Below are 25,675 nucleotides of genomic sequence, written 5' to 3'. Positions count from 1 at the left end.
AGCCACCGACGCCCACGGGTCTTGCCAGTTCCGGTCAGATCGCCTTTGATCGGGGCATGATATTGGGCGTTGGCACTGACTTGGCAAATATCGAGCGTATTCAGCGCACTTTGGACCGGTTTGGTGACCGGTTCAAAAACCGTGTTTTCACCGAAATCGAACAGCGCAAGGCCGAGCGGCGCATGGATGTCGCCGGAACCTATGCCAAACGCTGGGCTGCCAAGGAGGCCTGCTCCAAGGCACTCGGCACCGGGTTGCGGATGGGAATCGCCTGGAAAGACATGGCCGTTTCCAATCTGCGCAGCGGCCAGCCGGTCATGCATGTCACCGGCTGGGCCGCAGATCGGCTGGCAAAGATGACTCCCCCGGGTCACGAGGCCATCATCCATGTCACATTGACTGATGATCATCCCTGGGCGCAGGCTTTTGTCGTCATCGAAGCGCGCCTAATCACCAGTGAACCGCTTGCGACGCCGGGCGATGCTTGACTTACCCGGAGCGGCCCCGCATGTAGCGCCGGACCCTTGTTTACAGTTAGACCGGAGAGCCTGATGACGGCCAAAGCAACAGTCGGAAGTTCGATCCTTGAGACGGTCAAGACCATTGTCTACGCCCTGCTGATCGCAGGTGTATTCCGCACCCTGTTCTTTCAGCCGTTCTGGATCCCTTCGGGCTCGATGAAGGAAACCCTGCTGATCGGCGACTTTTTGTTCGTGAACAAAATGGCTTACGGCTACTCTTCGGCGTCCTGCCCCAGCCTGAAATTCCCCAGCGTCGGCATCGACATCGACAGCAGTGATATCTGTGGCTTCCTTGACGGTGATAACTCGCGCATCTGGGCCGATGAACCCGAACGCGGCGATGTCGTTGTGTTTCGCCACCCGGTAAACCAGAACGATTTCATCAAGCGGCTGGTTGGCTTGCCGGGGGACAAGATCCAGGTCAAAAACGGCATCCTGCATATTAATGGCGCGGCTGTTGCCCTGCAGGATGCAGGCGAGTTCGAGGAGCTGATGGCGCCGCAGGGACCTGCCGGATCTTATCCTCTTTGTGAAAACGCCCCTGTGGGTGAAGGGGCAACCTGCACGAAATCCCGCCAGATCGAAACTCTGCCGGGCGGCAGTCAGTACGTTGTGCTCAACATCGGCAATCAGGGTATGGATCACACAGGCATTTATCAGGTGCCTGCTGGTCACTATTTCTTCATGGGTGACAATCGCGACAATTCCTCCGACAGCCGACTGCCGCAATCGGCCGGTGGTGTCGGCTATGTGCCTTTCGAAAATCTCATTGGTCGCGCAGATCGGATCATGTTCTCCTCGGCTGGCCGGTCGATGCTGTTTTTCTGGACCTGGCGCGCGGATCGCTTCTTCAAGGGGATCGAGTGAAACTCTCTAAAGAAATGCGCGCGTTTGAGACGCGGATCGGCTATCATTTCTCCCAGCCGGCACTCTTGGTGCGCGCCCTCACACATGCCTCGGTCTCGTCTCCGAACCGGCAGGACAACCAGCGGCTTGAATTTCTGGGCGACCGGGTTCTGGGGTTAGTGATGGCGACGGCGTTGTTGGATACGGACAAGACCGCAACCGAGGGCCAGCTGGCGCCACGGTTCAACGCCTTGGTGCGCAAGGAAACCTGTGCCGATGTGGCACGGGAGATTGATCTGGGGGCCGTGCTGAAACTGGGCCGCTCCGAGACCATGTCAGGCGGTCGACGCAAACTGGCCTTGCTGGGGGATGCAATGGAGGCGGTCATCGCCGCAGTCTACAAGGACGGTGGTTTTGAGGCCGCGCAGCAGTTGATCCTGCGGCTCTGGGGCCATCGAATTGGCCGAGTCGAGGCGGATGCGCGCGATCCCAAGACCACATTGCAGGAATTTGCTCAGGCGCGCGGAGAGCAGCCGCCCACCTATGTACTGGTTGAGCGCAAGGGGCCCGACCACCAGCCGGAATTTACCATCTCCGTGCAGCTGCAGGACGGCACCGAAGGCCGCGCAACCGCCGGATCAAAACGTCAGGCCGAACAGGCCGCAGCCAAATCTCTGTTGGCTCGATTGGAGCAGGAAAAATGACCACACGCGCCGGCTTTGTTGCCCTGATTGGTGAGCCCAACGCGGGCAAATCCACCCTTCTCAACCGTATGGTTGGGGCAAAGGTGTCGATTGTAACCCATAAGGTGCAGACCACTCGCGCCCGCATCCGCGGTGTCGCCATGGAGGGGGAGAGCCAGATCGTCTTTGTCGACACGCCTGGTCTGTTCCAGCCGCGGCGGCGTCTGGACCGCGCGATGGTTGCTGCCGCCTGGGGTGGAGCTGCGGACGCTGATGTGGTTGTTCTGATGGTTGAGGCGCATCGTGGTATCACCGAAGGGGTAGAGCGCATCCTGGAAGGTTTGGAGAACATCGGCGAGGGGCGCAAGATTGCCCTCGCAATCAACAAGATCGACCGTGTTCAATCCGAAGTGCTTCTTGGCCTGACCAAGGAACTCAACGACCGCTACCCCTTTGCCGACACATTTATGATCTCGGCCGAGAAGGGCCACGGTGTCGACCATCTGCGCAGCTGGCTGGCGGAGCAGCTGCCAGAGGGCCCGTGGCTCTACCCTGAGGACCAGATCGCCGATCTGCCAATGCGGATGATCGCCGCAGAGATGACCCGCGAGAAACTGACCCTGCGCCTGCACCAGGAACTGCCGTACCAACTGACGGTGGAAACCGAAAACTGGGAAGAGCGCAAAGATGGCTCCGCCAAGATCGACCAGATCATCTATGTCGTGCGCGATGGTCACAAGGGCATCATTCTGGGCAAGCGTGGCGAGACCATCAAGGCTGTGAGCCAGGCGGCGCGCGCTGAGCTGGAAGAGTTCCTGGACCGCAAGGTGCATCTCTTCCTGCAGGTGAAGGTCCGCCCGAACTGGCTGGAAGAATCCGAGCGCTATTCCGAGATGGGCCTCGATTTCAAGGACGGGAATTGATCCCATATGGCGCGGCTGACCGCCAGTTTCTGGGTGCAGGCCTATCTCACCCGATTGCGGCTCGCCGATATCCCTGCCTTTGTGACCTCTCATGGTGATGACACAGCGGGGGCCGTATTGGTGAAGCTGAACACGCTGGACCGTCGGGCGCAGGCTCTGCACCGCTCCTATGACCTGATGAGCGGCTTGCGCAGCTGGGTCACTCTGGCCGAGGGGGATGAGGCGGATGTCGATGCCGCCATCGCCAAACAGCGCAGTTTCGACCCTGACCTCTGGGTAATCGAGGTCGAAGATCGCGATGGGCGGCATTTGCTGGACGAGCCGGGGCTGGATTGATCATGGAGTGGCGCGACGAAGGCATATTGCTGACGATGCGCCGCCATGGGGAAAGTGCTGCCATCGTGGATGCGTTTACCGTCGAACACGGGCGTCACTCCGGGATCGTCCGCGGTGGCGCGGGGCGCCGGATGGCGCCGGTGTTGCAGCCGGGTGCCCAACTGGACCTGACCTGGCGCGCGCGGCTCGAAGACCATCTTGGCAGCTATCAGGCTGAGCTGATCCGCAGCCGCGCCGCCACGGCAATGTCCAGCCGATTGGCGCTTGCCGGGCTGAACGCGGTGACGGCGCTGCTGGCCTTCTGCCTGCCTGAACGTGAACCGCACCCGGACCTGTATCTGCGCAGCGCGCAGCTTCTGGACCTTCTGGGGCGTGACGATATCTGGCCTCTGGCCTATCTGCGCTGGGAAGTTGCGCTGCTGGAGGAGATGGGCTTCGGCTTGGATCTCGATCACTGCGCCGTCACTGGCAGTCGACATGAGCTGATCTATGTCTCCCCCAAAAGCGGGCGAGCGGTGTCGCGCTCTGGGGCGGGGGAATGGGCCGACCGCATGTTGCCCTTGCCGGACGTGTTACTGGGACGTGGAGGGGCCGAGACGCAGGACATCGTGGCGGCTTTGTCCACCACGGGTTTCTTTCTGGAACACAGGCTTGCACCATCGCTGGGCAACATCCCGCTGCCAGAGGCGCGGGGGCGCTTTTTGGATTTGCTCAGTCGGCAGCCTTGAAAACCATCTCGCGCCCGGTTTCATTTGACAGGATCATGACGTCGCCCTTGATCTCCACGATCTGCATCTGCTGCAAGGCGTCGAGAACCGCCACCTCTTCTCCGAGAGCTGGACAGACACGGCGCGTGGTCGCCATCTGCGCTAGGTCAAACCACGGGTAGGGGACGTCCAGCCGTGCGGTGAAACGATTGCAGGGCAGGGTGCCGGACACGTTCTCCCCGCGATCAAAGGACAGGGTTGTGGCGTCTTTCACAATATGGCCGTCGATCTCCTGCAGCTGCCATAGCACGCCACGGCCGCCGTAGCCGCGCAGGGTTTCATCGCCGAAACAGCCCGTTAGGGGCAAAGCGCAAGTAAGGGTGACGAGAGAGAAAAACTTGGTCCGCATCGCCGCACGCTACTCGATGAGGGGGCGAGGTCAACCAACCAGGGACGCGCAAAGATAAAAAAGACCCGGCGCGAAACGCACCGGGTCAGAGGAGTGTCCAGGGGAGTTAATGACTGAACTCAGGCCAAGAGGCGTCTCGCGATGACTTGCGCCTGAATTTCTGCTGCGCCTTCAAAGATGTTGAGAATGCGGGCATCGCAGAGCACGCGGCTGATTTTGTATTCCAAGGCAAACCCATTGCCTCCGTGGATCTGCAGGCCGTTGTCGGCAGCCGCCCAGGCAACACGTGCGCCAAGCAGTTTTGCCATGCCCGCCTCTAGGTCACAGCGATGGCCGTTGTCCTTTTCCCAGGCGGAGAAATAGGTTAGCTGACGCGCGATCATGATCTCTACCGCCATCATCGCCAGCTTCGATGCCACACGCGGGAAGGCGATCAGCGGCTTGCCGAACTGCTTGCGGTCCTGGGCATATTGCATAGCGATATCGAGAGCCGATTGCGCAACACCGATGGCGCGGGCTGCGGTCTGGATACGGGCGGATTCAAACGTTTCCATCAGCTGTTTGAAACCTTTGCCCTCTTCACCACCGAGGAGGTTCTCACGCTTCACGTGAAACCCGTCAAAGCCCAGCTCGTATTCCTTCATGCCGCGATAGCCCAGAACCTCGATCTCGCCACCGGTCATACCGTCGGTTGGGAACGGGGTTTTATCGGTGCCCGGTGTTTTTTCCGCAAGGAACATCGACAGGCCACGGTGATCTGTGCTGTCGGGGTCGGTCCGCGCGAGGAGGGTCATCACATGGGTCCGGGCGGCATGGGTGATCCATGTCTTGTTGCCGGTAATCTTGTAGTCGCCATTGTCATCCTTCACCGCGCGGGTGCGAAGAGATCCAAGATCAGAGCCTGTATTCGGCTCGGTGAATACCGCCGTCGGCAGGATTTCCGCGCTGGCAATCTTGGGCAGCCAATTGGCTTTCTGTTCTTCAGTGCCGCCTGCGATGATCAGCTCGGCGGCAATCTCGGAGCGGGTGCCAAGGCTGCCAACACCGATATAGCCGCGCGACAGCTCTTCGGAGACAACACACATCGACGCCTTGGAGAGACCAAAGCCGCCGTATTCTTCGGGGATGGTCAGACCAAAGACGCCCATCTCGGCCAGTTCCTCGATGATCTCCATCGGAATCAGCTCATCCTTCAGATGCCAGTCATGGGCGTTTGGCTCGACCTTTTCGACCGCGTAGCGACGGAACTGGTCGCGGATCATCTCCAGTTCTTCGTCCAGACCCGAGGCGCCGAACATCACCGATCCGGCCTGTTCCTGCATCAGCTCAACCAGCCGGACGCGCGCAGCCTGCGTGTTGCCGCTGTCACAGAGCGTCATGACGGCAGGGGCCATCAGCATCCGCTGGCTCTCTTGCGACAGGCCCAGATCCTGCAAACGCAGGATTTCGCCCTGGTTCATCTGGATGCCGCCGTAGATCTGCCAGAGGTATTCGCCAAAACCGATTTGTAGCAGCAGGTGCTCCATCTCGCCAAACTTGCCATTTGAGTGCAGGTCGCTGGCCCAGCGGTGCATCTGGCGCAGGCTGTAGGCGTAGGTCGCGAGCCAGGCGAGGCCATGGGCGGCGGTCTGGTTGGCCTCGACCAGCGCGCCAGAGACCCGGCCGCCTTCGCTGACCTGATCGCGGACGGTGCTACGGGCCGCCTCCAGCAGCTGGTCAACCGGTTCCAGCGCAGCAGCGGTCAGCGCCAGCAAATCAGGAATAAGCGTTGGTTGCATTTGCGGGTCCTGTCCGTCGTGGGCCATGAATCACATCCTTTTCAGCTGGCTCAGTGGTAAATCATTTTGCAGCTGCAGCGCAACAAAAATACCCTGCGGCATTATGATTGGATCAAAAATTACGTAACGATTTTGCGCGCACGGCGATGGAAACCTGTGCTAAGGGTTTGATCATGTCCGATAATTCGATCCTTACCGTTTTCCTCTCTGCGGGTCTTACCCCGGAAAACTTGATCTTTGCGTTTGCGATTGCAGCACTTGCCGGCACGGTCAAGGGGATGGTTGGTTTTGCCATGCCGATGATCCTTGTTTCAGGACTTAGCCTGTTCTTACCGCCCGATATCGCACTTGCCGGATTGATCCTGCCCACGCTGGTGACCAATGGGATGCAGGCCCTGCGGCAAGGGGTAATGGCGGCCTGGGAGTCGATTCGGCGGTTCAGAGTCTTTCTGCTTGTGGGTCTGATCTTTCTGCTGGGCAGTGCGCAGCTGGTCCGCGTATTGCCACAGGACGTCATGCTGATCCTGATAGGTGGGCCGGTCACCCTGTTTGCTTTGTTGCAGCTGTTTGGGATTCCAATCCCCATTTCCAGCGCCACACCGCGTATTGAGGCAACGGTCGCTGCTGTCGCCGGCTTCATCGGTGGTTTCTCCGGTATCTGGGGGCCGCCCACGGTAGCCTATCTGACGGCGCTTGGAACCGAAAAGCGCGAGCAGATGCGGGTACAGGGAGTCATCTACGGGCTGGGCGCCGTGGCGCTGCTGGTGGCGCATATCGGGTCCGGCGTCATGAGAGCCGAGACCGCGCCCTTTTCAATGCTGCTGATCCCTCCAGCGATTCTGGGAATGTGGATCGGCGGACGGTTGCAGGATCGGATCAATCAGGTCACCTTTCGGCGGGTAACTTTGGTTGTATTGCTGCTGGCGGGGGCAAATCTGCTGCGGCGGGGCCTCATCTCATAGGCTCTAACACCATCACTTGAGCCTGTATGATCCGAACGGGCAGACGAAGGACGGCATATGGTGAAGAGATTTGGCGCGGAACAGTTGGCCACTGCATCTATTGTCGTTGCGCTGCTGGTGCTGGCGCTGAAGGCGCTGGCCTGGTGGATGACCGGATCAATTGCCCTGTTTTCCGATGCGATGGAGTCTCTGGTCAATATCGGTGGTGCTATCATGGCGTGGTTCGCGGTTCGCTACGCCAATCGCCCGCCTGATGCTGGTCACCCCTTTGGCCATCACAAGGCCGAGTATTTCTCGGCGGTGCTGGAAGGGATCATGATTATCGTCGCGGCCCTTCTGATCCTGCACGAGGCGATAGAGGCGCTGCGCACCCCGGCGCCATTGGTGTGGAGCCCGTTCGGGCTGCTGGTGAATGCCGTGGCGATGCTGGTCAATCTCTGGTGGGCGGGGGTTCTGATCGGGCGTGGTACGGCCTTGGCCTCGCCTGCCTTATCTGCCGGTGGGCGCCACCTGATGAGCGACGTCTGGACCTCTGCCGGGGTTCTTTGCGGCCTTGGTCTTGCGCTTGCGACAGGCTGGCCATGGCTGGATCCGCTTCTGGCGCTGCTTGTGGCAGTCAATATCCTGCGCGAAGGGTACCGCGTCGTAGCCAGTTCTGTTGGCGGGTTGATGGATCAGGCCGCGCCATCCCACGAACGCGAGGAGATTGCCGAGATCATCCACCGGACCGCGCAGGGTGCCTTGCAGGTGCACGGTCTAAAAACCCGGCGCGCCGGGCAGGCGGTTTTTGTCGAGTTCCATATGGTTGTCGCAGGAGAGATGACCGTGCGGGCGTCGCACGCGATCTGTGATCGTATCGAAGAGGCGATTCGCGTCTCCCTGCCTACAGCGCAGGTTACGATCCACGTGGAACCGGAACACAAACTGGAAGATGGCGGGATCAAACCGGGTCAGTAGATCGGTCATTGCTAGACACGAAAAAGCCCCGGCCATGGACCGGGGCTTTTCTGATCTGACTGTGGTCGGCTTAGCTGATCGCGGCTGCCTTCACATCATCGTCGATGTAGGGCAGGTACTGCTCGAAGTTGTCGGAGAACATCTGAACCAGCTTCGCAGCCTGCGCGTCATATGCGGCCTGATCGTCCCAGGTCCGGCGCGGATCCAGCAGAACCTCGGCCACGCCCGGAACGGTCACAGGTACGTCAAAGCCAAAGTTGCCATCCTTGCGGAACTCAGCCTCGGCCAGCGAACCATCCAGGGCGGCGGTCAGCAGAGCGCGGGTTGCGCGGATCGGCATCCGTGAACCGATACCATAGGCGCCGCCGGTCCAGCCGGTGTTTACCAGCCAGCAGGTGGCGCCGTGCTGGGCGATCTTCTCACGCAGCAGGTTGCCGTAAACCTCCGGGCGGCGCGGCATGAAGGGCGCGCCAAAGCAGGTGGAGAAGGTCGGCTCCGGCTCGGTCACGCCGCGCTCGGTGCCCGCCACCTTGGAGGTGAAGCCGGACAGGAAGTGGTACATCGCCTGCGCTGGGGTCAGCCGCGCGATCGGAGGCAGCACGCCGAAGGCATCGCAGGTCAGCATGATGATATTCTTCGGGTGGCCGCCACGGGCGCTTTCCGAGGCGTTGGAGATATAGTGCAGCGGGTAGGCGCAGCGCATATTGGCCGTCAGGCTGTCGTCGTTGAAATCCAGCTTCTTGGTCTCTGGGTCGAACACCATGTTCTCGATCACGGTGCCGAACTTGGAAGTAGTGGCGTAGATTTCCGGCTCTGCCTCGGCATTCAGGTTGATGGTCTTGGCATAGCAGCCGCCTTCAAAGTTGAAGGTGCCGTTGTCGGCCCAGCCATGTTCATCGTCGCCGATCAGCACCCGGTCGGGGTCTGCGGAGAGGGTGGTCTTGCCGGTGCCGGAGAGGCCAAAGAACACGGCGGTGTCCACAGGGTTGCCCTTGGCGTGGTTGGCGGAGCAGTGCATCGGCATGATGCCTTTTTCCGGCAGCAGGTAGTTCAGCAGCGAGAAGACGGATTTCTTGTTCTCACCGGCATATTCCGTACCGCCAATCAGGATCATCTTGCGATCGAAGTTCATCGCAATCACGGTCTCACTGCGACAGTTGTGGCGCTCAGGGTTCGCCTGGAAGCTCGGGCAGTTGATCACGGTGAAGTCGGCGATGAAATCATCCAGATCCTCACGATCCGGGCGGCGCAACATGGTGCGGATGAACAGCCCGTGCCAGGCCAGTTCGGTGACCATGCGCACATTGATCGCATGGACAGGGTCGGCCCCGCCGACCAGATCTTGCACGTAATAATCCTTGCCCTGCATATGGACGAGCATGTCCTCGTAGAGCGCATCAAAGCCCTCTGGGCTCATCTCGGCGTTGTTTTCCCACCAGATGGTATCAGCGACGCTGTCGGTTTTCACCACGTGCTTGTCCTTGGGGGAGCGGCCGGTGAACTTGCCGGTGGTCACCAGGAAGGCGCCGCCGTTGCCAAGAGTACCTTCGTCGCGCTTCAGAGCTGCCTCGATCAGAGCTGGCTCCATGAGGTTGTAATAGACGTTCCCCAGTCCTTCGATACCTTGATCTTCGAGGCGGAATTGCGGGTTAACCCGTCCAGATGCCATGTGTTCTTTCTCCTGTGTCGACCATTGAAGGCCGCAAACAATAAAAGCCGCGCCCTGGGGCAGAGATCGGCACAACCGGCCGATGTGGGTGGTCTTAACATGAGGTTTTACTGGCTGAACAGAACGGTTTGACGCAGTTAGCGCCATCAAGGCGATGTTTAGCGCAACCATTTTTTTTAAAGACAATTTGCGAGGGTAGATGCCGGAATGTTCAGCGCCTGCTAAGGTATTTTTGTCTCAATTGAGGCGAAACTGTGTCGAGATTCCTCAATTGGCATTGATTCGCCGAGGTAGAACGGCGATGAACGTCTAAAAAACGCAAAAAAGAGCAGATTAGGGGCCAATCAGATGTCTAAGATTGCTTTAGTCGATGATGATCGGAATATCCTGACTTCGGTCTCGATGACCCTTGAGGCTGAAGGCTTCGAGGTTGAGACCTATAATGACGGGCAGGCTGCGTTGGACGCGTTCAACAAGAAGCTGCCCGATATGGCCGTCCTTGATATCAAGATGCCACGGATGGACGGCATGGACCTGTTGCAGCGACTGCGCCAGAAGACCCAGATGCCGGTGATCTTCCTCACCTCCAAGGATGATGAGATCGACGAGGTTCTGGGCCTGCGCATGGGCGCTGATGACTACGTCAAGAAACCGTTTTCGCAGCGGCTGCTGGTCGAACGCATCCGCGCATTGCTCCGCCGTCAGGAGGCGATCAGCGGCGATGCAGTGGCCACCACCACCGAAAACAAGGTGATGGAGCGTGGCAACCTGCGGATGGATCCCCTACGCCATTCTGTCAGCTGGAAGGGGCAGGATGTATCGCTCACGGTGACTGAATTCCTGCTCCTGCAGGCACTGGCACAGCGACCGGGTTTCGTCAAAAGCCGCGACCAGCTGATGGATGTCGCCTATGACGATCAGGTCTATGTGGACGACCGGACCATCGACAGCCACATCAAACGCTTGCGCAAGAAAATGCGCAATGCGGACCCTGAATTCTCGGCGATTGAGACCCTTTATGGTATCGGGTACCGTTACAATGAAGAGTAAGCCCTGCTCAGGGTCAGGCGGAGTACAACGCCGATGCGCGATTCTGGCATAACCCGCCCACGGCGGGATAGTGATGTTGTTCTGGGCGATGATTGGGTCGCGCCGGAGCAGAACGTCGCGCGTGAACTTCAGGACCGGCGGGCCCGTCGCGGCGTCCTGACGCTGCGGGCGTCGCCGCTCACACGCAGGATCATCACGCTGAACCTTATTGCGCTGATCATTCTGGTGTCGGGTATCCTCTATCTCAATTCCTCGCGTCAGAGCCTTGTGCTTCAGCGCGCAGGTGCCCTGGCGGCCGAAGCGATGCTGATCTCGGATGTGTTTGAGGCACAGCTGCCTGAACTGGGCACCGTGAGCCTTGCGGTCGGCGACGGGATAGATCCGGTAACGACCCTTCAGAACATCAGCCTGCGGGCCGGTGCGGAAGTGTTTGTCTTTGACACCGCAGGGACGCTGATTGCCCAGACCAAGGGGATCGAACAGGGCGGCGCGCTGGACCTTCTCAATGACGCCAGCCCATCAGCAACCCTGATCAGCGATGCTCTGGCGGCTGTTTGGTCCTTTGTGGGCGGATTGTTGAAGTCGGACACGCCGGAGACCCCGGCCCAGCCTCTTGAGGATCAGCTGCGCGCTATGGTGCAACAGGCGCTGGTCGGCGGGACAGAGGTAAAGGCCGTTGTTGATACCAGCGGCGGCACGGTCTTCTCCGCTGCCACGCCGATCCTGTTTCAGGGAGAAGCGATCGGCGTTGTCACGCTGGCCTCACCAACCGGCGAAATCGACGCATTGGTTCGCGGCGAGCAGGAGCGCGTCCTGCAGATGTTTGTGGTCGCGCTGGTCGTATCCATCGGGTTGAGCCTGGTGCTGGCCTCAACGATCGCAAACCCGCTCGCAGACCTCGCAGAAGCCGCAGAGCTGGGTCGCGATGGCGACTCCCGAAAATCAAAGCCTGGGCGCATTCGCATTCCCGATCTGAGCGCCCGCCCGGATGAAATTGGCCGTCTCAGCCGCGCCCTGCGTGGTATGGTCAAGGCGCTCTATAATCGCATCGACAGCAATGAACAGTTTGCCGCAGATGTGGCTCATGAGATCAAGAACCCGCTGGCCAGCCTCCAATCGGCGGTCGGTACGCTACGGATGGTCAAACGCGAAGATCAGCGTGACAAGCTGCTGGATGTCATCGAACACGACGTGCGGCGTCTGGACCGGTTGGTCAGCGATATCTCCAATGCCTCGCGGCTGGACGCTGAGCTGGTGAAAGAGGAGGAGGAGAGCTTTGATCTCCTCCATATGCTTGGCAACCTCAATCAATTCCTTGGCGAGGATGCGCGCGGCAAGGGGATCGACTATATCACCGACCTGCCAAAGACACCGATAACAATTCAGGGGCTGGAGGCCCGGCTGGCGCAGGTCTTCGTCAACCTGATCACCAACGCGATTTCCTTCTGCGAGGACGGCGATGCCATCCGCGTCTGGGCGCGCCGTCGCGACAACCGCGTTCTGGTCGTGGTTGAAGATACCGGTCCCGGCATCCCCGATCAGGCCCTGAGCAAGGTGTTCAAACGCTTCTATTCACAACGGCCCGTTGAGCATTTTGGCAATAACTCGGGCCTTGGTCTGGCGATTTCCAAACAGATCGTCGAAGCACACGGTGGTGTGATCTGGGCCGAGAATATCCGCCCGACCGAAGCTGACATCACCTCGGAACCTCTGGGGGCTCGGTTTGTCGTCGGCCTCCCGGTCTGACCCATGGCTGCGACGCCGACCTGTCGGCTTCACGCCAGCTGTGTCGCGGTGGCGGGGCAGGGTCTGTTGATCACGGGCGGCTCCGGCAGTGGAAAATCGACACTGGCCTTGCAAATGATGGCGCTCGGGGCGGAGCTGATCGCGGATGATCAGGTGATCATAACTGCCAGCGATGACGCTCTGGTGGTCAGCGCGCCGGAACCATTGCGCAATATGATCGAGGCGCGCGGGTTGGGCCTGCTGTTCGCCCGGGCAGCAGACCAGGCGCATTTGGCCGGTGTCGTCGATCTGGATCATGTTGAAACCGAACGCCTGCCGCCCCAGATTGAAACCACGATCCTCAACCGGCCAATCCGCCAGCTGCGTCGTGTCGACGGCCCGCATTTCGCCCCTGCACTGCTGCAGTTTCTCAAACACGGAGCCTTGAATCCCGATGCCTGACCCGGATGCTGTTCCTGATCCAACGGCGGTGCCGATTGTTCTGGTGACAGGCCCGTCCGGTGCCGGGCGCACCACGGCCATCAACGTGCTGGAGGACCTCGGTTTTGAGGCGATTGACAATCTGCCTTTGCGCCTGCTGCCCGGTCTGGTGGAGACCAACAGCCTGACCCGACCGATGGCGCTGGGTCTGGACAGTCGCAACCGGGATTTCTCCCCCGCCGCCTTGCTCGATGTTATCGACATGCTGGCTGCGCGCCGGGATCTACATCTGACCGTGCTCTACCTCGATGCCGACCCCGATGTCCTGCTGCGACGCTACTCGGAGACCCGGCGCCGCCATCCGCTTGCCCCGGCCGAGGATCCTGAGGTCGGGGTGCTTCGCGAGATTGATCTGATGCTGCCGATCCGCGACCGTTCCGACCTGTTGCTTGATACCTCGGAGATGAACATCCACCAGCTGAAGGCGGATATCGAACGCCGCTTTGCCCCCGAAGGGCGGGCGCTGGCGGTTTCCTTGCAGAGCTTTTCCTACAAACGCGGCGTGCCACGCAGCATTGATATGGTGTTCGACTGCCGGTTCCTGCGCAATCCCTATTGGGAGAAAGACTTGCGAAGCCTAGACGGGCGGGATCCGAAGGTGCAGAGCTATGTTAAGGAGGACAGCCGCTATCAGCCGTTCTTTGACCGGGTGCTTGATCTGATCCGCTTGCTGTTGCCTGCGTATCGAGAAGAGGGTAAATCGCATCTCTCTATAGCATTTGGATGCACCGGAGGGCAGCACCGCTCGGTCACGATGGCAGAAACCCTGGCCAAGGACCTTGCGGAAAACGGGCAGCAGGTGTCAATTAGACACCGCGAGCTGCACGGCCAGCGACAGAAGTGAGGGACCGGCTTGATCGGAATCGTGATCGTTGCACATGGGGGGCTGGCCAGAGAATATCTGGCCGCCGTGGAACATGTTGTGGGTCCTCAGGTCTTCCTGGAGGCGATCAGCATAGGCCCAGAAGACGACCGGGATGAGAAGCAGCGCGAGATCTGCCGTGCTGCCGATGCCGTCGATAGCGGCGGCGGTGTCGTTGTGGTCACGGACCTGTTTGGCGGTTCTCCGTCGAACCTCAGCCTCTTGGCCTGTACGCCACCAGATCGCCGGATCCTCTACGGGGCCAATCTGCCGATGCTCATCAAACTGGCAAAATCCCGCCATCTGCCTGTTGCGGATGCGGTCAGGCATGCCATGGAGGCGGGCCGCAAGTACATTAACGCCCAAAATATCAACCCCGAAGGGGAGCAAGCGCACTAAATGGTTCGTAAAACGCTGAAAATCGTCAATGAAAAAGGACTGCACGCGCGCGCCTCAGCGAAGCTGGTCGAGGTGGTCGAGGGCTTTGATGCCACGGCCGAAGTCTCGCGGGACGGGCTGTCGGCCTCCGGGGACAGCATCATGGGGCTTTTGATGTTGGCAGCCTCAAAAGGAACGACTATTGACATCGAGACCTCGGGCCCGGATGCAGAGGCGCTTGCCTCGGCGTTGGACACGCTTGTTGCTGACAAGTTCGGCGAAGGCTACTGAGGCTCATTCAAAGCTACGGAACAGGACAAGGCACTTGGCGGATACTGCGCATGATCGCGACGCTGGCGCGACGCCAGGGACCGAAGAGACCGGCGAGATCTATGACCGCCGGACTCTCACCTATGCCAATTCCTTTGACGACCGCTGGACGTCTTTTGCGATCCGCGCCATCGAATGGTGCACGGGCAAGCTGACGATCCTCAGGATGGTGCGCCGGTTCGAGCGCAGCAACGCCGAATACCGGGGCCAGAAATTCTGGCGCGGTGCCCTCAATGTCATGGGAATCGATCTGGAAACACCGCAGGAGCAAATCCTGCGCATCCCGCGAGAGGGGCCGGTGGTGGTGGTTGCAAATCACCCGCATGGGATGGTCGATGGGATGATCTTTGCGGATCTCATTGGCAGGGTGCGTCAGGATTATCGCATCCTGACCCGCTCCGTGCTGACCGGCCTGGACGAGGCGGCAACCTCTTTTATGATCCCGGTCCCGTTTCCCCATGACCCCGAAGCACAAAGCAAGATGGTCGAAATGCGGGCCAAAACGATGGCGCATCTGAAAGAGGGGGGCGTGGTCGCGCTGTTTCCCTCCGGTGTGGTGATGTCCTCGGACAGCTGGTTCGGCCCCGCAATCGAGCGGGAATGGAACGTGTTCACCGCCCAGCTCATTCGCCGCTCCGGCGCGCGTGTGGTGCCCATCTTTTTTCCGGGCAGCAATTCTCGCTGGTACCAGATCGCCAATCAGGTCTCGCCGATCCTGCGTCAGGGGTTGTTGCTGCATGAGATCGTGCGATCCTGCAACAAGCCGCAGAGCCCGGTTGTCGGTGAACCCCTTAGCGATGCGCAGATGGAAAAGCTGCAGAGCGATCCGCGCGGCTTTATGGCCTGGCTGCGCGAACATACGCTGTCGCTCGGTAAGCTGGGCTAGAGCCGCCGCGCGTCATCTTCTGGCTGGAAATATCCCGGGGGATGAGCAGGCTTCCCGGAAACCGTCTGGCAGACGGTTTCGCCTGCGAAGGGGGCAGCGCCCCCTTTCTGAGATATCCGCCTATCGCGTCGGCACTGGGATCTCGCCCCGGTAATCATAGAACCCGCGTTGCGTTTTCCGGCCCAGCCAGCCTGCTTCGACATATTTCGTCAGCAGCGGGCAGGGGCGGTATTTGGTGTCCGCCAGACCATCATGTAGTACATTCATGATAGCAAGACAGGTATCCAGACCGATGAAATCAGCCAGCTCCAATGGTCCCATCGGATGATTGGCGCCCAGCTTCATCGACTCATCAATGGATTTCACGGATCCCACGCCTTCATACAGGGTGTAGACCGCCTCATTGATCATCGGCATCAGGATCCGATTGACGATAAAGGCGGGGAAATCCTCCGCGCTTGCTGCGGTCTTGCCCAGTTTTTCCACCACCGCGTGACAGGCCGAGAAAGTGGCCTCATCTGTGGCGATGCCGCGGATCAGTTCGACCAGCTGCATGACCGGCACCGGGTTCATGAAGTGAAACCCCATGAAACGCTCCGGTCGGTCGGTCCGGCTGGCCAGTCGGGTGATCGAGATCGACGAGGTGTTGGAGGTGAGAATCGTGTGCGGCAGCAGATGCGGCAGCAGATCCTCGAAAATGGCCTGCTTCACCGTTTCGCGTTCTGTCGCCGCTTCGATGACCAGATCAGTCTTGCCGACATCCGCCAGCGTTAACGTTGTCGAAATGCGCCCTAGTGCAGCGTCAACATCCGCCTGCTCAATCTTGCCCTTGCTGGCCTGCCGGGTCAGGTTCTTCTTCACCGCATTCACGGCACTGTCCAAGGCCTGTTGGCTTATGTCATTCAAAACAACATCATAGCCTGCCAGCGCCATCACATGTGCGATGCCATTGCCCATCTGGCCTGCACCAATCACGCCTATTTTCTGGATGTCCATCGCTCATGCCTCTTGGGAGTTTTCCGGCGGATCATACTGGCGGGTCCGTGGGCGGCACAAGGCCGATTGGCCGGGTTTTTAGGCAAAGTTGAGCATTAGCAATTCGTCAACGGATCTCGGATTAAGTGAGTCTCGGGTGAAATTTGGTGGGTATTATGAGCTATGAACTCAAGAGCGCGACAGCGCTTGCGGGCGAGCCTTGCAGCTATGCGGGCTCGAAATTATTGGTCCGCGGGCCGGCGCGTAATCTGACTGAACCATATTTGGCATTTATTGGCGGCACAGAGGTCTTTGGACGCTTTGTCGAACGTCCCTTCGTGGCCGAAGCAGAAACGATTCTACAGCGCCCCTGCGTAAACCTTGGCAGCGTGAATGCCGGGGTCGACAGCTTTTTGAGCGATCCGGATATTCTGGATATTGCCCGCAAGGCCGAAGCATCTCTTGTCCAGGTGCTGGGGGCACAGAATATCTCCAACGGCTATTACAAGGTTCATCCCCGGCGCAATGACAGGTTCTTATGCGCTCATGAGCCGCTGCGGGATCTGTATCCGGAAATGGATTTCACGGAGTATCACTTTAACAAGCACCTGCTGAGCGCGCTCCGATCTTGTTGCAGAACCCGTTACGAAACCGTTCGTGATCATCTGCAAGAGACCTGGGTTGACCGTATGGGAGAGCTGATCGCGGCGCTTAATGGGGAGGTGACTTTGCTCTGGATCCATTACGACGTCGATCATCAGGCCCTGTTTGGGCATGAGCCTGCGCTGGTTGACCGGCCGATGGTGGATGCACTGCGTGCGCGCGTGCTCGGGGTTGTTGAGATCCCTGTCCATACCGCGCGGGATGCCGCAGACATTGACGGCATGTTCTACGGACAGCTTGATTTGCCGTCGGCCCAGCGAATGGTCGGCCCGAAGGAGCATGTTAGAATTGCGGCGCAGGTGGCGCAGTATCTGCAACCCCGCCTCAGGAACTGATCGCGACCCGAAAGGTTGTTGGAAACAAAAAAAGCCCGCGACAGATGTCGCGGGCTTTTCACATGTTTACGCGATGCGCTTACAGTTTTTCGATCAGCTCGGGCACGGCCTGGAACAGGTCGGCCACCAGGCCGTAATCGGCAACCTGGAAGATCGGAGCCTCTTCATCCTTGTTGATCGCAACGATGATCTTGGAGTCCTTCATGCCTGCCAGGTGCTGAATTGCGCCGGAGATCCCAACCGCAACATAAAGCTCAGGCGCCACGACCTTGCCGGTTTGACCCACCTGCCAGTCGTTCGGTGCATAGCCCGAATCCACGGCCGCGCGGGAGGCGCCAACCGCCGCACCCAGCTTGTCGGCCAGGTTTTCGATCAGTTTGAAGTCCTCTTCGGACCCAACACCACGACCACCGGACACAACAACACCGGCCGAGGTCAGCTCGGGGCGATCGCTGGCGGCGACTTTGTCCTCGACCCATTCGGACAGGCCGGGGTTTTCGGCAGCGGAAATGGTGTCAACGGAGGCGGAGCCGCCGTCACCAGCCGCGTCGAAGGTGGATGTCCGGAACGAGATCACCTTTTTGGCGTCGCGCGACTTTACGGTCTGAACCGCGTTGCCTGCGTAGATCGGACGCTCGAATGTGTCGCCATCGACAACACCGGATACGTCCGAAATGACCATCACGTCCAGCAGGGCTGCAACGCGGGGCAAGACGTTCTTGGCGTCAGTGGTCGCAGGCGCCACGATGTGCTCATAGTCGGATGCCAGCGAGGCGATCAGCGCAGCAGTCGGTTCCGCCAGACGGTGGCCGAGCGAGGCGTCTTCAGCAACCAGAACCTTCGACACGCCTGCAATCTTGGCGGCTTCTGCACCGGCTGCTGCCGCAGAGGCGCCAGCGGCCAGAACGGTCACGTCGCCCAGCTTGCTTGCCGCGGTCACGGCTTTTGCGGTTGCGTCCAGCGCCAGGGCGCCATCGGTCACTTCGGCAAGGAGAAGAACAGCCATTACACAGCCCCCGCTTCTTTGAGTTTACCGACCAACTCATCCACGGAGCCCACGATGATGCCTGCGGCACGGGCTGCGGGTTCAGTGGTGGAGATGATTTCCAGACGCGGGGAGACATCGACGCCGTAGTCGGCGGCGGTTTTCTCGTCCAGCGGCTTTTTCTTGGCCTTCATGATGTTCGGCAGCGAAGCGTAACGCGGCTCGTTCAGGCGCAGGTCAACGGTGACGATGGCGGGCATCTTCACCTTGATGGTCTGCAGGCCGCCGTCCACTTCGCGGGTCACAACGGCGCTATCGCCATCGATGTCCAGCTCAGAGGCAAAGGTGCCCTGCGACCAGCCCAGAAGCGCCGACAGCATCTGACCGGTGGCATTCATGTCGTTGTCGATCGCCTGCTTGCCTGCCAGAACCAGGCCGGGCTGCTCTTCCTCGACCACTTTGGCGAGGATTTTGGCAACGGCCAGCGGCTCGATGTCGGTATGCACGTCATCTGCTGCAACAACCAGGATCGCGCGGTCGGCACCCATGGCGAGCGCGGTCCGCAGGGTTTCCTGCGCCTGCTTCACACCGATGGAGACAACGACGATCTCATCAGCTTTGCCGGCTTCCTTGAGGCGGATCGCCTCTTCGACGGCGATTTCGTCAAACGGGTTCATCGACATTTTGACGTTGGCGAGATCGACACCGCTGCCGTCCGCTTTGACGCGGACCTTCACGTTGTAGTCAATCACGCGCTTGACAGGCACAAGTACCTTCATTTTGCGTTCTCTCCTTAACAAACGGTAAGCCGCCGGGGCGACTCTCCTCCATGCTCTCGCGATGTTGATAGCGGCTTAGATTGCGCCGCAACAGGGCAAAATCGTCACGTTACCGCCCTCCGACGTCGCGTCTGACGGTTTGCATTAGCAGTTTTGCAGGAATGTTTCGCCGATAATGCTGCACTGCCGCAGCGGCAGCTATACCGGTGCTTGATCTCGATGGGACAGGTTGCCGCAGCGCTATGCGATCACCGACCAGCTCTGCCACGCGCCGCTCGGCCGGGCGCGTGGGGTATTGTCATTGCGGCGCTTACCGATTGGCGCCGGGCACCCAGAGCACATCGCGCGCGCCGTTGTCATTGGCAGCACGCGACGCAACAAAGAACCAGTCGGACAGCCGGTTGAGATATTTCACCGCTGCCGGATTGATGTCCTCCTGCGTGGCAAGCTCGGTTGCCAGACGTTCGGCGCGGCGCGCCACGGTACGACATACATGGAGATGTGCGGAGAGAGCTGCGCCGCCGGGCAGCACAAAGCTGCGCAGAGGCGCGAGATTGGCGTTCATGACATCAATTTCCGCCTCCAGACGCGCAACCTGTGCATCGGCAACACGCAGTGGCGGGTATTCGGCATTGGCATCTTTGTCCATTTCAGGTCGGCAGAGGTCCGCGCCCAGGTCAAACAGGTCATTCTGAATACGCGCCAGCGCCGCGTCCATCTCACCATCGGCCTCCAGTCGCGCCACCCCGACAAAGGCATTCAGCTCGTCCGAGGTGCCATAGGCATTGACCCGCGCGGAATGTTTGGCAACGCGGTCTCCATTGCCAAGAGCGGTGTCGCCCTTGTCGCCGGTACGGGTGTAGATCTTGTTCAATACGACCATGATTTACTGACCTCCCTGAGCGCGAAGATAGACATATCCGAGGATGAACACCACGGCGAGGAACTGAAACAGGATGCGCAGGCGCATCATCTTGTTGGCATTTCTGGCATTGAAGGCGCCGCCGGCGCCGAAGCCACCAATGCCGATTACCAGCACGATGACGGTTGCGGCGATCGCAGCAATCGCCAGGATGTAGAGCGGATCGCCCATCTTCTCATATTCCTTGTTTCTTGCCGCGACAGCCGCCGCCTTCATGGCAGGGCCCGCCGCGCATCAGCTATCTAAGCCGCGCGAGGATACGGTCAATCGCGCGCGTGGTCAGGATGCGTTTTAGCACACCTCCGATATGGGTCGGCACGGTGACATAGTAACGCGGACGTGGCCGTCGGCTCTCGCAGGCATGGATCAGTTTGGCCGTGACTGAGGATGCCGGGAGTTCGAACCTGTCTGGTCCATTGCTTTCATAGAGCCGCTTCAGAAGGCTGGCCTCATAGCGGTCGCGCAGGGCGGAGTTCTCCCAATCGACGTATTTCTCGAAATGGGGAATGGCCTTTTCGCGGATCTTCGACGTCACAGGGCCGGGCTCGATCAGAATGACCTTGATGCCGCTGTCGCGCAGCTCAACCCGCATGGTATCGGTCAGCCCTTCGATGGCGTGTTTGGTCGCCACATAGGCGCCGCGCCAGGGGAAGCTCACAAAACCGAGGATCGAGGAATTCTGAACGATCCGCCCGTGCCCCTGTGCGCGCATCACCGGGATGACGTTGCGGGTCAGCTCGTGCCAGCCAAAGACATTGCTTTCAAAGATGCTGCGCAGCCCTTCGGTGGAGACGTCCTCAACAGCGCCGGGCAGCCCGTGCGCACCATTGTTGAACAATATGTCCAGCGTGCCGCCGGTGCGCTCCAGAACTTCTGCCAGACCGCTGCGCAGACTTTCTGCATCTGTGTAATCCATCAGCGGGCTGACAAATCCTTGCGCGCGCAGCCTGTCGCAGTCGACCGGTTTGCGGCAGGAGGCGAACACGGTCCAGCCACGTTCGCGCATACCATGCGCAGCATCCAGGCCGATCCCGGAGGAGCAGCCTGTGATCAGGATCGTTTTTCGCATAAAACCCCTCGCGCGGTCACCTGTACCGGCGCTTTATGGGCGTTTCTTGCTCACCAGGGAAGCCGCAATCCAGCCAACCTTGCCGTCTTTTACGGTGCGCAGGTGCAGCCAGCCGGTGCCAATGTCCTCAACAACCGTGACTTTCTCGCCGTTGCTGAGCCGATCCAGGATCGGGTAAACCGTGCCGGGGCCTGTCCGCATGTTGACGCGGGTTGCAGTGATGGTGCGGATGTCTTCTGCGGGTTCGGCCGGGTTCAATTCGGCGGCATCCGCTTCGAGCGCGGCCTGAATCAGGGGTTGCCCCGACAGCCCATCCGACAGCGAGGCCAGCTGCACCGTTGCCGTATCGCCCGAACCCGGTATCCGCGCAGAGGCGGGCGCCGCAGCCTGGGCCACGGAAAATGCAGCGTCACTGTTGGTCAGCCCCTCACCAACGGCGGCGATCTGCGCCATCGCGACACGCGAACGCAGATTGGGGTCTGCGGAGGGGCGCGGCGATTTTGCGTTCATTGAGGTTGTAGCTGCGGTCTGTGGCACGCGCAGGGCCACCTTGCTGACCAGCGATTCTGCGGTCACCGCGGTGCGGCGCGCTGCGGTGTCGCTGGTGTCGACATCACTGCCAAAAGCAGCCTTGGCGATGTCGATGGCAGCAGAGGGGCCTTTGGGCGGCTCAAAATCAGCGCCGCCACTGGCTTCGTAAAAACCCCAGCCCAAAAACAGAAATGATGCGATAACAAAGCGTGACATATACAAATCCCCCCCAGGATCAGCCTGAAAACCTGTGCAAATTCATGATTATCGAGCATTCGCTCGGCTGCAGGTAATACGCACCCGCTGCACAGATTGTTCCGGCTTAACTTAGATCTTACAGCAGTTTTTCGAGTCGTAGTAGGGGAGAGGTGGCGACTTTCTCCCCCAAGCCAGCTTTGTCGGTCGTACGGGCGGTGGTCGGGCGACGGGCAGACCCTGCCGGTTGTGGCGGGGTCGATATGTGGGGGTAACTCCGCATTTTCGCACGGCCCCGCTTTACCAAGACCGGAGGGGGCAGTATCACCAGAGCATGACCGACCTGGTAGATGATCAAGACACCCCCGATTCCCCCGCAACCGGAGAAATACTGGAGCCGCTGCGCCGTGCGATTGGCGAGCGGTACCTGACTTATGCTCTCAGCACCATCATGCACCGGGCGCTGCCCGATGCCCGCGATGGCCTGAAACCGGTGCACCGCCGCATTCTCTACGCGATGAGCCGCCTGCGTCTCACCTCGACGGGCGGCTTTTTGAAATCGGCCAAGATCTCCGGCGACACCATGGGTGATTTCCATCCCCACGGCGACGCGGCGATCTACGACGCGATGGCGCGTCTGGCGCAGGATTTCAACGTCCGCTATCCGCTGGTCGACGGGCAGGGCAACTTCGGCAATATCGACGGCGATAACCCGGCGGCCTCTCGTTACACCGAGGCACGGATGACCTTTGTAGCCGAGGCGATGCTGGACGGGCTGAGCGAGAACGCCGTTGATTTCCGTGACAATTACGACGGGCGTTTGACCGAACCGGTTGTTTTGCCCGCAACCTTCCCGAATATCCTGGCCAATGGTGCGGCCGGTATCGCGGTGGGCATGGCGACCAATATCCCGCCGCATAATATCGGCGAACTGATCGATGCCTGCCTGCATCTGATCAAGACCCCGGATGCCCGTGATGATACGCTGTTGAACTACGTGCCGGGACCGGACTTTCCGACCGGCGGCGTGATTGTCGAGCCACGCGAAAATATCGCCAAGGCCTATAACACCGGGCGCGGATCCTTCCGTCTGCGCTGTACCCATGAGGTTGAGGATCTGGGTCGTGGCCAGTGGCAGATCGTCATTACCGAAATCCCCTATCAGGTCCAGAAATCCAAGCTGATCGAAAAGATCGCCGAGCTGATCCAGACCAAGAAGATTCCGATCCTGGCCGATGTTCGGGACGAATCAGCCGAGGATATCCGCATCATTCTTGAGCCGAAGTCCAAGAATGTGGATCCCGAAGTGCTGATGAACATGATGTTCCGCAATTCGGATCTGGAAATCCGCTTCAGCCTGAACATGAACGTGCTGATCGACGGCGTGACCCCCAAGGTCTGTTCGATGAAGGAGGTGCTGCGCGCCTTCCTTGATCATCGTCGCGACGTGTTGCAGCGCCGGTCGCAGCACCGGATGGACAAGATCGACCACCGGCTCGAGGTTCTGGAAGGGTTCATTATCGCCTTCCTCAATCTGGATCGCGTGATTGATATCATCCGTTATGACGATGATCCCAAGGCCGCGTTGATGCGCGAGAACTGGGCGCTGGATCACCCGCGCGCCTATACCGAAGCCGATTATATCTCGCCCGCCGCCGGGCCTGGAGAGCTGAGCGAAGTCCAGGCCGAAGCGATCCTGAACATGCGGTTGCGCAGCCTGCGTCGCCTGGAAGAGATCGAACTGGTGCGCGAACGCGATGCCCTGCAGGAAGAACGCGCCGGGCTGGTCGAATTGCTGGCCTCCGAAGAGCTCCAGTGGAGCCGCATCGCCGAACAGCTGAAGGACACCAAGAAGCAGTTTGGCAAATCCTATGAGGGCGGTCCGCGTCGCACCCGCTTTGCCGAGGCGGGCGAAGTCGAAGATGTGCCGCTCGAAGCGATGATCGACCGCGAACCGATCACCGTGGTCTGCTCGCAGATGGGCTGGATCCGCGCTATGACCGGCCACATCGACCTGGGCCGGGAATTGAAGTTCAAGGATGGCGATGGCCCTCGCTTCATCTTCCATGCCGAAACCACGGACCGGCTTCTGGTCTTTGCGTCCAACGGGCGGTTTTATACGATTTCCGCGTCCAACCTGCCCGGCGGGCGCGGCATGGGTGAACCCCTGCGCCTGATGGTGGATCTGCCCAATGAGGTCGAGATTGTCGATATCCTGATCCACAATCCAGACGGTCGCCTGCTGGTCGCCTCGGATGCGGGCAACGGCTTTATCTGCGCCGAGAAAGATATCGTTGCCCAGACACGCGGCGGCAAGCAGGTGCTGAACGTCAAGGATGACGACCGTGCCAAGATCTGCATCCCCGTGATTGGCGATCACGTTGCAGTGGTGTCTGAGAATGGCAAATTCCTGGTCTTCGCGGTTGAGGAGATGCCCGAGCTGTCCCGTGGCAAGGGCGTGCGGTTGCAGAAATACAATATGGCCCGTGGCAAGCAGGGGTCGCTGGAGCTGGATGGCGGTTTGAGCGATGTCACCACGTTCAACTGGGATGACGGTCTCAGCTGGGAAATGGGCGGTGGCAAGACCCGTCATGAAGCCGATCTGGGCCAGTGGTTGGGCAAGCGCGCAGGTGTCGGCAAACGGCCGCCCTACGGGTTCCCGCGCAACTACAAGTTCAAATAGGATCAGATGTGGCTGCCCTGTACCTGTGACCTCAGCGCCACCCGGTGGAACCGTAGGGCCATGACGGCTTTACCGGTTCCGTACCGGGCGGCTATCTGGGGGTGTCTTCTAACTGAAATGAGACTGCTATGATCCGGATCTTTACCCTCCTGGCCGCCATGGTCGCTGTCGCCGCCTGTACCGCCGCTGCGCCGGACGAACCGCTGGAGGAACTCGGGAACTTCAAGCTGGGTCATAACATCGTCATCGCATCCAAGGTTCAGATGGTGCCGGGGTCGCGGAAAGTCTCAAAAGAGGAATGGGTCGATATCCTCACCAATGAGGTCAATGCCCGCTTCAGCCAGTATCAGGGCGACAAGATCTATCATTTCGGGATCAGCGTTGAAGGGTATTTTGTCGCCCCCGGCGGCGTACCCCTCGTGCTCAGCCCGAAATCGGTTCTGGCGGTCAATGTGACCGTTTGGGACGACGCCGCAGGTGCCAAACTGAACAAGGTCGTCAAGAAATTCACCGTCTTTGAGACAACAACGGCAGACAGTTTCCTGGTCGGATCCGGTCATGCCCGGACCCGCGAAGAACAGATGCGGGGACTGGCGCGCAACGCTGTGGGCCAGATCGAGGATTGGCTGGTCGAGCAGCGCAAGAAAGAGGGCTGGTTCGGGCCCGAACAGACCTCCGGACAGGTCGACCAACCGCGCACCACCGGGGCGACAGAACCACCGGTAGCCGCGGCGGGCTGATTCCGCCTCACGCGCGCGGTGGATCCAGATCCGTTTCCGCCAGGCTCTGACCGGCCGGACCCCTGACACCGACATGGCCGATCATGCCCGATGCAATGAACCCTGTTGCCATTCCCCTGTGGCGGCAACTCTGTGGCCTATGGTTCATGATCTGGCGGTGATTTGCGACAGGACGCACAGGAACGGGTTGATTTTCACCTATAAACCAAATAAGCCGCGCGCGCAGAGGAAATTCGGGTCGGGTTTCGACCCCCAATTCAAAAGGGCGCCTACAG

Annotated in this window: 28 protein-coding genes; 18 read left to right on the top strand and 10 right to left on the bottom strand. The window is 59.9% G+C overall.

Annotated elements, in window-relative coordinates; genetic code table 11:
* The first annotated feature begins 56 nt into the window (after positions 1–56).
* The 6 genes from acpS to recO all read left to right on the top strand — a co-directional run bounded on the left by acpS (position 57) and on the right by recO (position 4,037).
* Entirely contained in the window at positions 57–488 is a 432-nt protein-coding gene (gene acpS, locus VWY60_RS14650; RefSeq protein WP_340546543.1) for a holo-ACP synthase, read from the top strand.
* Between the two features lie 63 nt (positions 489–551).
* Complete coding sequence (gene lepB, locus VWY60_RS14645) at positions 552–1,388, top strand: signal peptidase I (RefSeq protein WP_416540993.1); 837 nt, start codon at positions 552–554, stop codon at positions 1,386–1,388.
* On the top strand, positions 1,385–2,071 hold the full coding sequence (rnc, locus tag VWY60_RS14640) for a ribonuclease III (protein WP_340546545.1): 687 nt from the start codon (positions 1,385–1,387) through the stop codon (positions 2,069–2,071). Before lepB ends, rnc begins: the two co-directional genes overlap by 4 nt.
* Positions 2,068–2,973 (top strand): GTPase Era, encoded by a 906-nt coding sequence (gene era, locus VWY60_RS14635; RefSeq protein WP_340546546.1) that lies wholly within the window; start codon positions 2,068–2,070, stop codon positions 2,971–2,973. Before rnc ends, era begins: the two co-directional genes overlap by 4 nt.
* A 6-nt stretch (positions 2,974–2,979) precedes the next feature.
* The gene (locus VWY60_RS14630) at positions 2,980–3,309 is read left to right on the top strand and encodes a DUF1491 family protein (RefSeq protein ID WP_416534640.1); all 330 of its coding nucleotides are present in this window, start codon (positions 2,980–2,982) and stop codon (positions 3,307–3,309) included.
* Positions 3,310–3,311: 2 nt separating this feature from the next.
* Complete coding sequence (recO, locus tag VWY60_RS14625; protein ID WP_416538339.1) at positions 3,312–4,037, top strand: DNA repair protein RecO; 726 nt, start codon at positions 3,312–3,314, stop codon at positions 4,035–4,037.
* Here recO and VWY60_RS14620 read toward each other — a convergent pair.
* A complete protein-coding gene (locus VWY60_RS14620; RefSeq protein WP_416540992.1) occupies positions 4,021–4,425 on the bottom strand; it encodes an META domain-containing protein in 405 nt (134 codons plus the stop codon). The two genes, recO and VWY60_RS14620, sit on opposite strands and share 17 nt — an antisense overlap.
* Positions 4,426–4,544: 119 nt before the next feature.
* On the bottom strand, positions 4,545–6,230 hold the full coding sequence (locus VWY60_RS14615) for an acyl-CoA dehydrogenase family protein (RefSeq protein WP_416540991.1): 1,686 nt from the start codon (positions 6,228–6,230) through the stop codon (positions 4,545–4,547).
* A gap of 146 nt (positions 6,231–6,376) precedes the next feature.
* Between VWY60_RS14615 and VWY60_RS14610 the strand changes: the two genes are divergently transcribed.
* Together VWY60_RS14610 and VWY60_RS14605 are read left to right on the top strand one after the other, a co-directional pair.
* Positions 6,377–7,165 carry a sulfite exporter TauE/SafE family protein gene (locus VWY60_RS14610; protein ID WP_416540990.1) on the top strand — a complete coding sequence of 263 codons (789 nt, stop codon included), beginning with the start codon at positions 6,377–6,379 and terminating at the stop codon, positions 7,163–7,165.
* Positions 7,166–7,222: 57 nt separating this feature from the next.
* On the top strand, positions 7,223–8,122 hold the full coding sequence (locus VWY60_RS14605; RefSeq protein ID WP_416540989.1) for a cation diffusion facilitator family transporter: 900 nt from the start codon (positions 7,223–7,225) through the stop codon (positions 8,120–8,122).
* 70 nt (positions 8,123–8,192) lie between these two features.
* Here VWY60_RS14605 and VWY60_RS14600 read toward each other — a convergent pair whose 3' ends face one another.
* Positions 8,193–9,791 (bottom strand): phosphoenolpyruvate carboxykinase, encoded by a 1,599-nt coding sequence (locus tag VWY60_RS14600; protein WP_340546553.1) that lies wholly within the window; start codon positions 9,789–9,791, stop codon positions 8,193–8,195.
* Positions 9,792–10,139: 348 nt separating this feature from the next.
* Between VWY60_RS14600 and VWY60_RS14595 the strand changes: the two genes are divergently transcribed.
* From VWY60_RS14595 to VWY60_RS14565, 7 genes are read left to right on the top strand one after another with little or no spacing between them, the layout of a single operon-like run.
* On the top strand, positions 10,140–10,841 hold the full coding sequence (locus VWY60_RS14595) for a response regulator transcription factor (protein WP_340546554.1): 702 nt from the start codon (positions 10,140–10,142) through the stop codon (positions 10,839–10,841).
* Between the two features lie 33 nt (positions 10,842–10,874).
* Positions 10,875–12,587, top strand: a complete 1,713-nt coding sequence (locus tag VWY60_RS14590) for a sensor histidine kinase (RefSeq protein ID WP_340546555.1) — start codon at positions 10,875–10,877, stop codon at positions 12,585–12,587.
* 3 nt (positions 12,588–12,590) lie between these two features.
* Positions 12,591–13,028: an HPr kinase/phosphorylase gene (locus VWY60_RS14585; protein ID WP_340546556.1), complete on the top strand. Its 438-nt coding sequence runs from the start codon at positions 12,591–12,593 to the stop codon at positions 13,026–13,028.
* Entirely contained in the window at positions 13,021–13,911 is an 891-nt protein-coding gene (gene rapZ, locus VWY60_RS14580; protein WP_416540988.1) for an RNase adapter RapZ, read from the top strand. Before VWY60_RS14585 ends, rapZ begins: the two co-directional genes overlap by 8 nt.
* Before the next feature lie 9 nt (positions 13,912–13,920).
* Complete coding sequence (locus tag VWY60_RS14575; RefSeq protein WP_416540987.1) at positions 13,921–14,328, top strand: PTS sugar transporter subunit IIA; 408 nt, start codon at positions 13,921–13,923, stop codon at positions 14,326–14,328.
* On the top strand, positions 14,329–14,598 hold the full coding sequence (locus VWY60_RS14570; protein WP_340546559.1) for an HPr family phosphocarrier protein: 270 nt from the start codon (positions 14,329–14,331) through the stop codon (positions 14,596–14,598). It abuts the gene before it with no gap.
* Between the two features lie 34 nt (positions 14,599–14,632).
* Positions 14,633–15,523 (top strand): lysophospholipid acyltransferase family protein, encoded by an 891-nt coding sequence (locus tag VWY60_RS14565; protein ID WP_416538345.1) that lies wholly within the window; start codon positions 14,633–14,635, stop codon positions 15,521–15,523.
* A gap of 120 nt (positions 15,524–15,643) precedes the next feature.
* Here VWY60_RS14565 and VWY60_RS14560 read toward each other — a convergent pair whose 3' ends face one another.
* On the bottom strand, positions 15,644–16,519 hold the full coding sequence (locus VWY60_RS14560; protein WP_340546561.1) for a 3-hydroxybutyryl-CoA dehydrogenase: 876 nt from the start codon (positions 16,517–16,519) through the stop codon (positions 15,644–15,646).
* A 155-nt stretch (positions 16,520–16,674) separates the two neighbouring features.
* Between VWY60_RS14560 and VWY60_RS14555 the strand changes: the two genes are divergently transcribed.
* Complete coding sequence (locus VWY60_RS14555) at positions 16,675–17,496, top strand: DUF6473 family protein (protein ID WP_340546562.1); 822 nt, start codon at positions 16,675–16,677, stop codon at positions 17,494–17,496.
* A 79-nt stretch (positions 17,497–17,575) separates the two neighbouring features.
* Here VWY60_RS14555 and VWY60_RS14550 read toward each other — a convergent pair whose 3' ends face one another.
* The 6 genes from VWY60_RS14550 to VWY60_RS14525 form a co-directional block, all read right to left on the bottom strand.
* Positions 17,576–18,502 carry an electron transfer flavoprotein subunit alpha/FixB family protein gene (locus VWY60_RS14550; RefSeq protein WP_340546563.1) on the bottom strand — a complete coding sequence of 309 codons (927 nt, stop codon included), beginning with the start codon at positions 18,500–18,502 and terminating at the stop codon, positions 17,576–17,578.
* Positions 18,502–19,260, bottom strand: a complete 759-nt coding sequence (locus VWY60_RS14545) for an electron transfer flavoprotein subunit beta/FixA family protein (protein ID WP_340546564.1) — start codon at positions 19,258–19,260, stop codon at positions 18,502–18,504. The genes VWY60_RS14550 and VWY60_RS14545 overlap by 1 nt, the downstream gene beginning before the upstream one ends.
* Positions 19,261–19,570: 310 nt before the next feature.
* On the bottom strand, positions 19,571–20,143 hold the full coding sequence (locus tag VWY60_RS14540) for a cob(I)yrinic acid a,c-diamide adenosyltransferase (RefSeq protein WP_340546565.1): 573 nt from the start codon (positions 20,141–20,143) through the stop codon (positions 19,571–19,573).
* A gap of 3 nt (positions 20,144–20,146) precedes the next feature.
* On the bottom strand, positions 20,147–20,353 hold the full coding sequence (locus VWY60_RS14535) for a twin transmembrane helix small protein (protein ID WP_040176068.1): 207 nt from the start codon (positions 20,351–20,353) through the stop codon (positions 20,147–20,149).
* A 67-nt stretch (positions 20,354–20,420) separates the two neighbouring features.
* A complete protein-coding gene (locus VWY60_RS14530) occupies positions 20,421–21,251 on the bottom strand; it encodes an SDR family NAD(P)-dependent oxidoreductase (protein WP_416540986.1) in 831 nt (276 codons plus the stop codon).
* A 33-nt stretch (positions 21,252–21,284) separates the two neighbouring features.
* Positions 21,285–21,998, bottom strand: coding sequence for an SH3 domain-containing protein (locus tag VWY60_RS14525; protein ID WP_416540985.1), 714 nt, complete (start codon positions 21,996–21,998; stop codon positions 21,285–21,287).
* A gap of 313 nt (positions 21,999–22,311) precedes the next feature.
* Here VWY60_RS14525 and VWY60_RS14520 point away from each other — a divergent pair, with 313 nt between their 5' ends.
* Both VWY60_RS14520 and VWY60_RS14515 read left to right on the top strand, forming a co-directional pair.
* Entirely contained in the window at positions 22,312–24,660 is a 2,349-nt protein-coding gene (locus VWY60_RS14520) for a DNA topoisomerase IV subunit A (protein ID WP_416540984.1), read from the top strand.
* Positions 24,661–24,788: 128 nt separating this feature from the next.
* Entirely contained in the window at positions 24,789–25,400 is a 612-nt protein-coding gene (locus VWY60_RS14515) for a hypothetical protein (RefSeq protein WP_416540983.1), read from the top strand.
* The last annotated feature ends 275 nt before the right edge of the window (positions 25,401–25,675 follow it).

The sequence above is a fragment of the Phaeobacter sp. JH20_26 genome (assembly GCF_048056275.1).
GTDB classification, from domain to species: domain Bacteria; phylum Pseudomonadota; class Alphaproteobacteria; order Rhodobacterales; family Rhodobacteraceae; genus Phaeobacter; species Phaeobacter bryozoorum.
The sequence above is the reverse complement of the archived record's forward strand: the minus strand, read 5'-3'. Positions and strand labels throughout refer to the sequence as shown.

Coding starts and splice junctions, on each gene's coding strand:
- acpS (WP_340546543.1), top strand. CDS start 57: ATGATATTGGGCGTTGGCACTGACTTGGCAAATATCGAGCGTATTCAG.
- lepB (WP_416540993.1), top strand. CDS start 552: ATGACGGCCAAAGCAACAGTCGGAAGTTCGATCCTTGAGACGGTCAAG.
- era (WP_340546546.1), top strand. CDS start 2,068: ATGACCACACGCGCCGGCTTTGTTGCCCTGATTGGTGAGCCCAACGCG.
- VWY60_RS14630 (WP_416534640.1), top strand. CDS start 2,980: ATGGCGCGGCTGACCGCCAGTTTCTGGGTGCAGGCCTATCTCACCCGA.
- recO (WP_416538339.1), top strand. CDS start 3,312: ATGGAGTGGCGCGACGAAGGCATATTGCTGACGATGCGCCGCCATGGG.
- VWY60_RS14620 (WP_416540992.1), bottom strand. CDS start 4,425: ATGCGGACCAAGTTTTTCTCTCTCGTCACCCTTACTTGCGCTTTGCCC.
- VWY60_RS14615 (WP_416540991.1), bottom strand. CDS start 6,230: ATGGCCCACGACGGACAGGACCCGCAAATGCAACCAACGCTTATTCCT.
- VWY60_RS14610 (WP_416540990.1), top strand. CDS start 6,377: ATGTCCGATAATTCGATCCTTACCGTTTTCCTCTCTGCGGGTCTTACC.
- VWY60_RS14605 (WP_416540989.1), top strand. CDS start 7,223: ATGGTGAAGAGATTTGGCGCGGAACAGTTGGCCACTGCATCTATTGTC.
- VWY60_RS14600 (WP_340546553.1), bottom strand. CDS start 9,791: ATGGCATCTGGACGGGTTAACCCGCAATTCCGCCTCGAAGATCAAGGT.
- VWY60_RS14595 (WP_340546554.1), top strand. CDS start 10,140: ATGTCTAAGATTGCTTTAGTCGATGATGATCGGAATATCCTGACTTCG.
- VWY60_RS14590 (WP_340546555.1), top strand. CDS start 10,875: ATGCGCGATTCTGGCATAACCCGCCCACGGCGGGATAGTGATGTTGTT.
- VWY60_RS14585 (WP_340546556.1), top strand. CDS start 12,591: ATGGCTGCGACGCCGACCTGTCGGCTTCACGCCAGCTGTGTCGCGGTG.
- rapZ (WP_416540988.1), top strand. CDS start 13,021: ATGCCTGACCCGGATGCTGTTCCTGATCCAACGGCGGTGCCGATTGTT.
- VWY60_RS14570 (WP_340546559.1), top strand. CDS start 14,329: ATGGTTCGTAAAACGCTGAAAATCGTCAATGAAAAAGGACTGCACGCG.
- VWY60_RS14560 (WP_340546561.1), bottom strand. CDS start 16,519: ATGGACATCCAGAAAATAGGCGTGATTGGTGCAGGCCAGATGGGCAAT.
- VWY60_RS14555 (WP_340546562.1), top strand. CDS start 16,675: ATGAGCTATGAACTCAAGAGCGCGACAGCGCTTGCGGGCGAGCCTTGC.
- VWY60_RS14550 (WP_340546563.1), bottom strand. CDS start 18,502: ATGGCTGTTCTTCTCCTTGCCGAAGTGACCGATGGCGCCCTGGCGCTG.
- VWY60_RS14545 (WP_340546564.1), bottom strand. CDS start 19,260: ATGAAGGTACTTGTGCCTGTCAAGCGCGTGATTGACTACAACGTGAAG.
- VWY60_RS14540 (WP_340546565.1), bottom strand. CDS start 20,143: ATGGTCGTATTGAACAAGATCTACACCCGTACCGGCGACAAGGGCGAC.
- VWY60_RS14535 (WP_040176068.1), bottom strand. CDS start 20,353: ATGGGCGATCCGCTCTACATCCTGGCGATTGCTGCGATCGCCGCAACC.
- VWY60_RS14530 (WP_416540986.1), bottom strand. CDS start 21,251: ATGCGAAAAACGATCCTGATCACAGGCTGCTCCTCCGGGATCGGCCTG.
- VWY60_RS14525 (WP_416540985.1), bottom strand. CDS start 21,998: ATGTCACGCTTTGTTATCGCATCATTTCTGTTTTTGGGCTGGGGTTTT.
- VWY60_RS14520 (WP_416540984.1), top strand. CDS start 22,312: ATGACCGACCTGGTAGATGATCAAGACACCCCCGATTCCCCCGCAACC.
- VWY60_RS14515 (WP_416540983.1), top strand. CDS start 24,789: ATGATCCGGATCTTTACCCTCCTGGCCGCCATGGTCGCTGTCGCCGCC.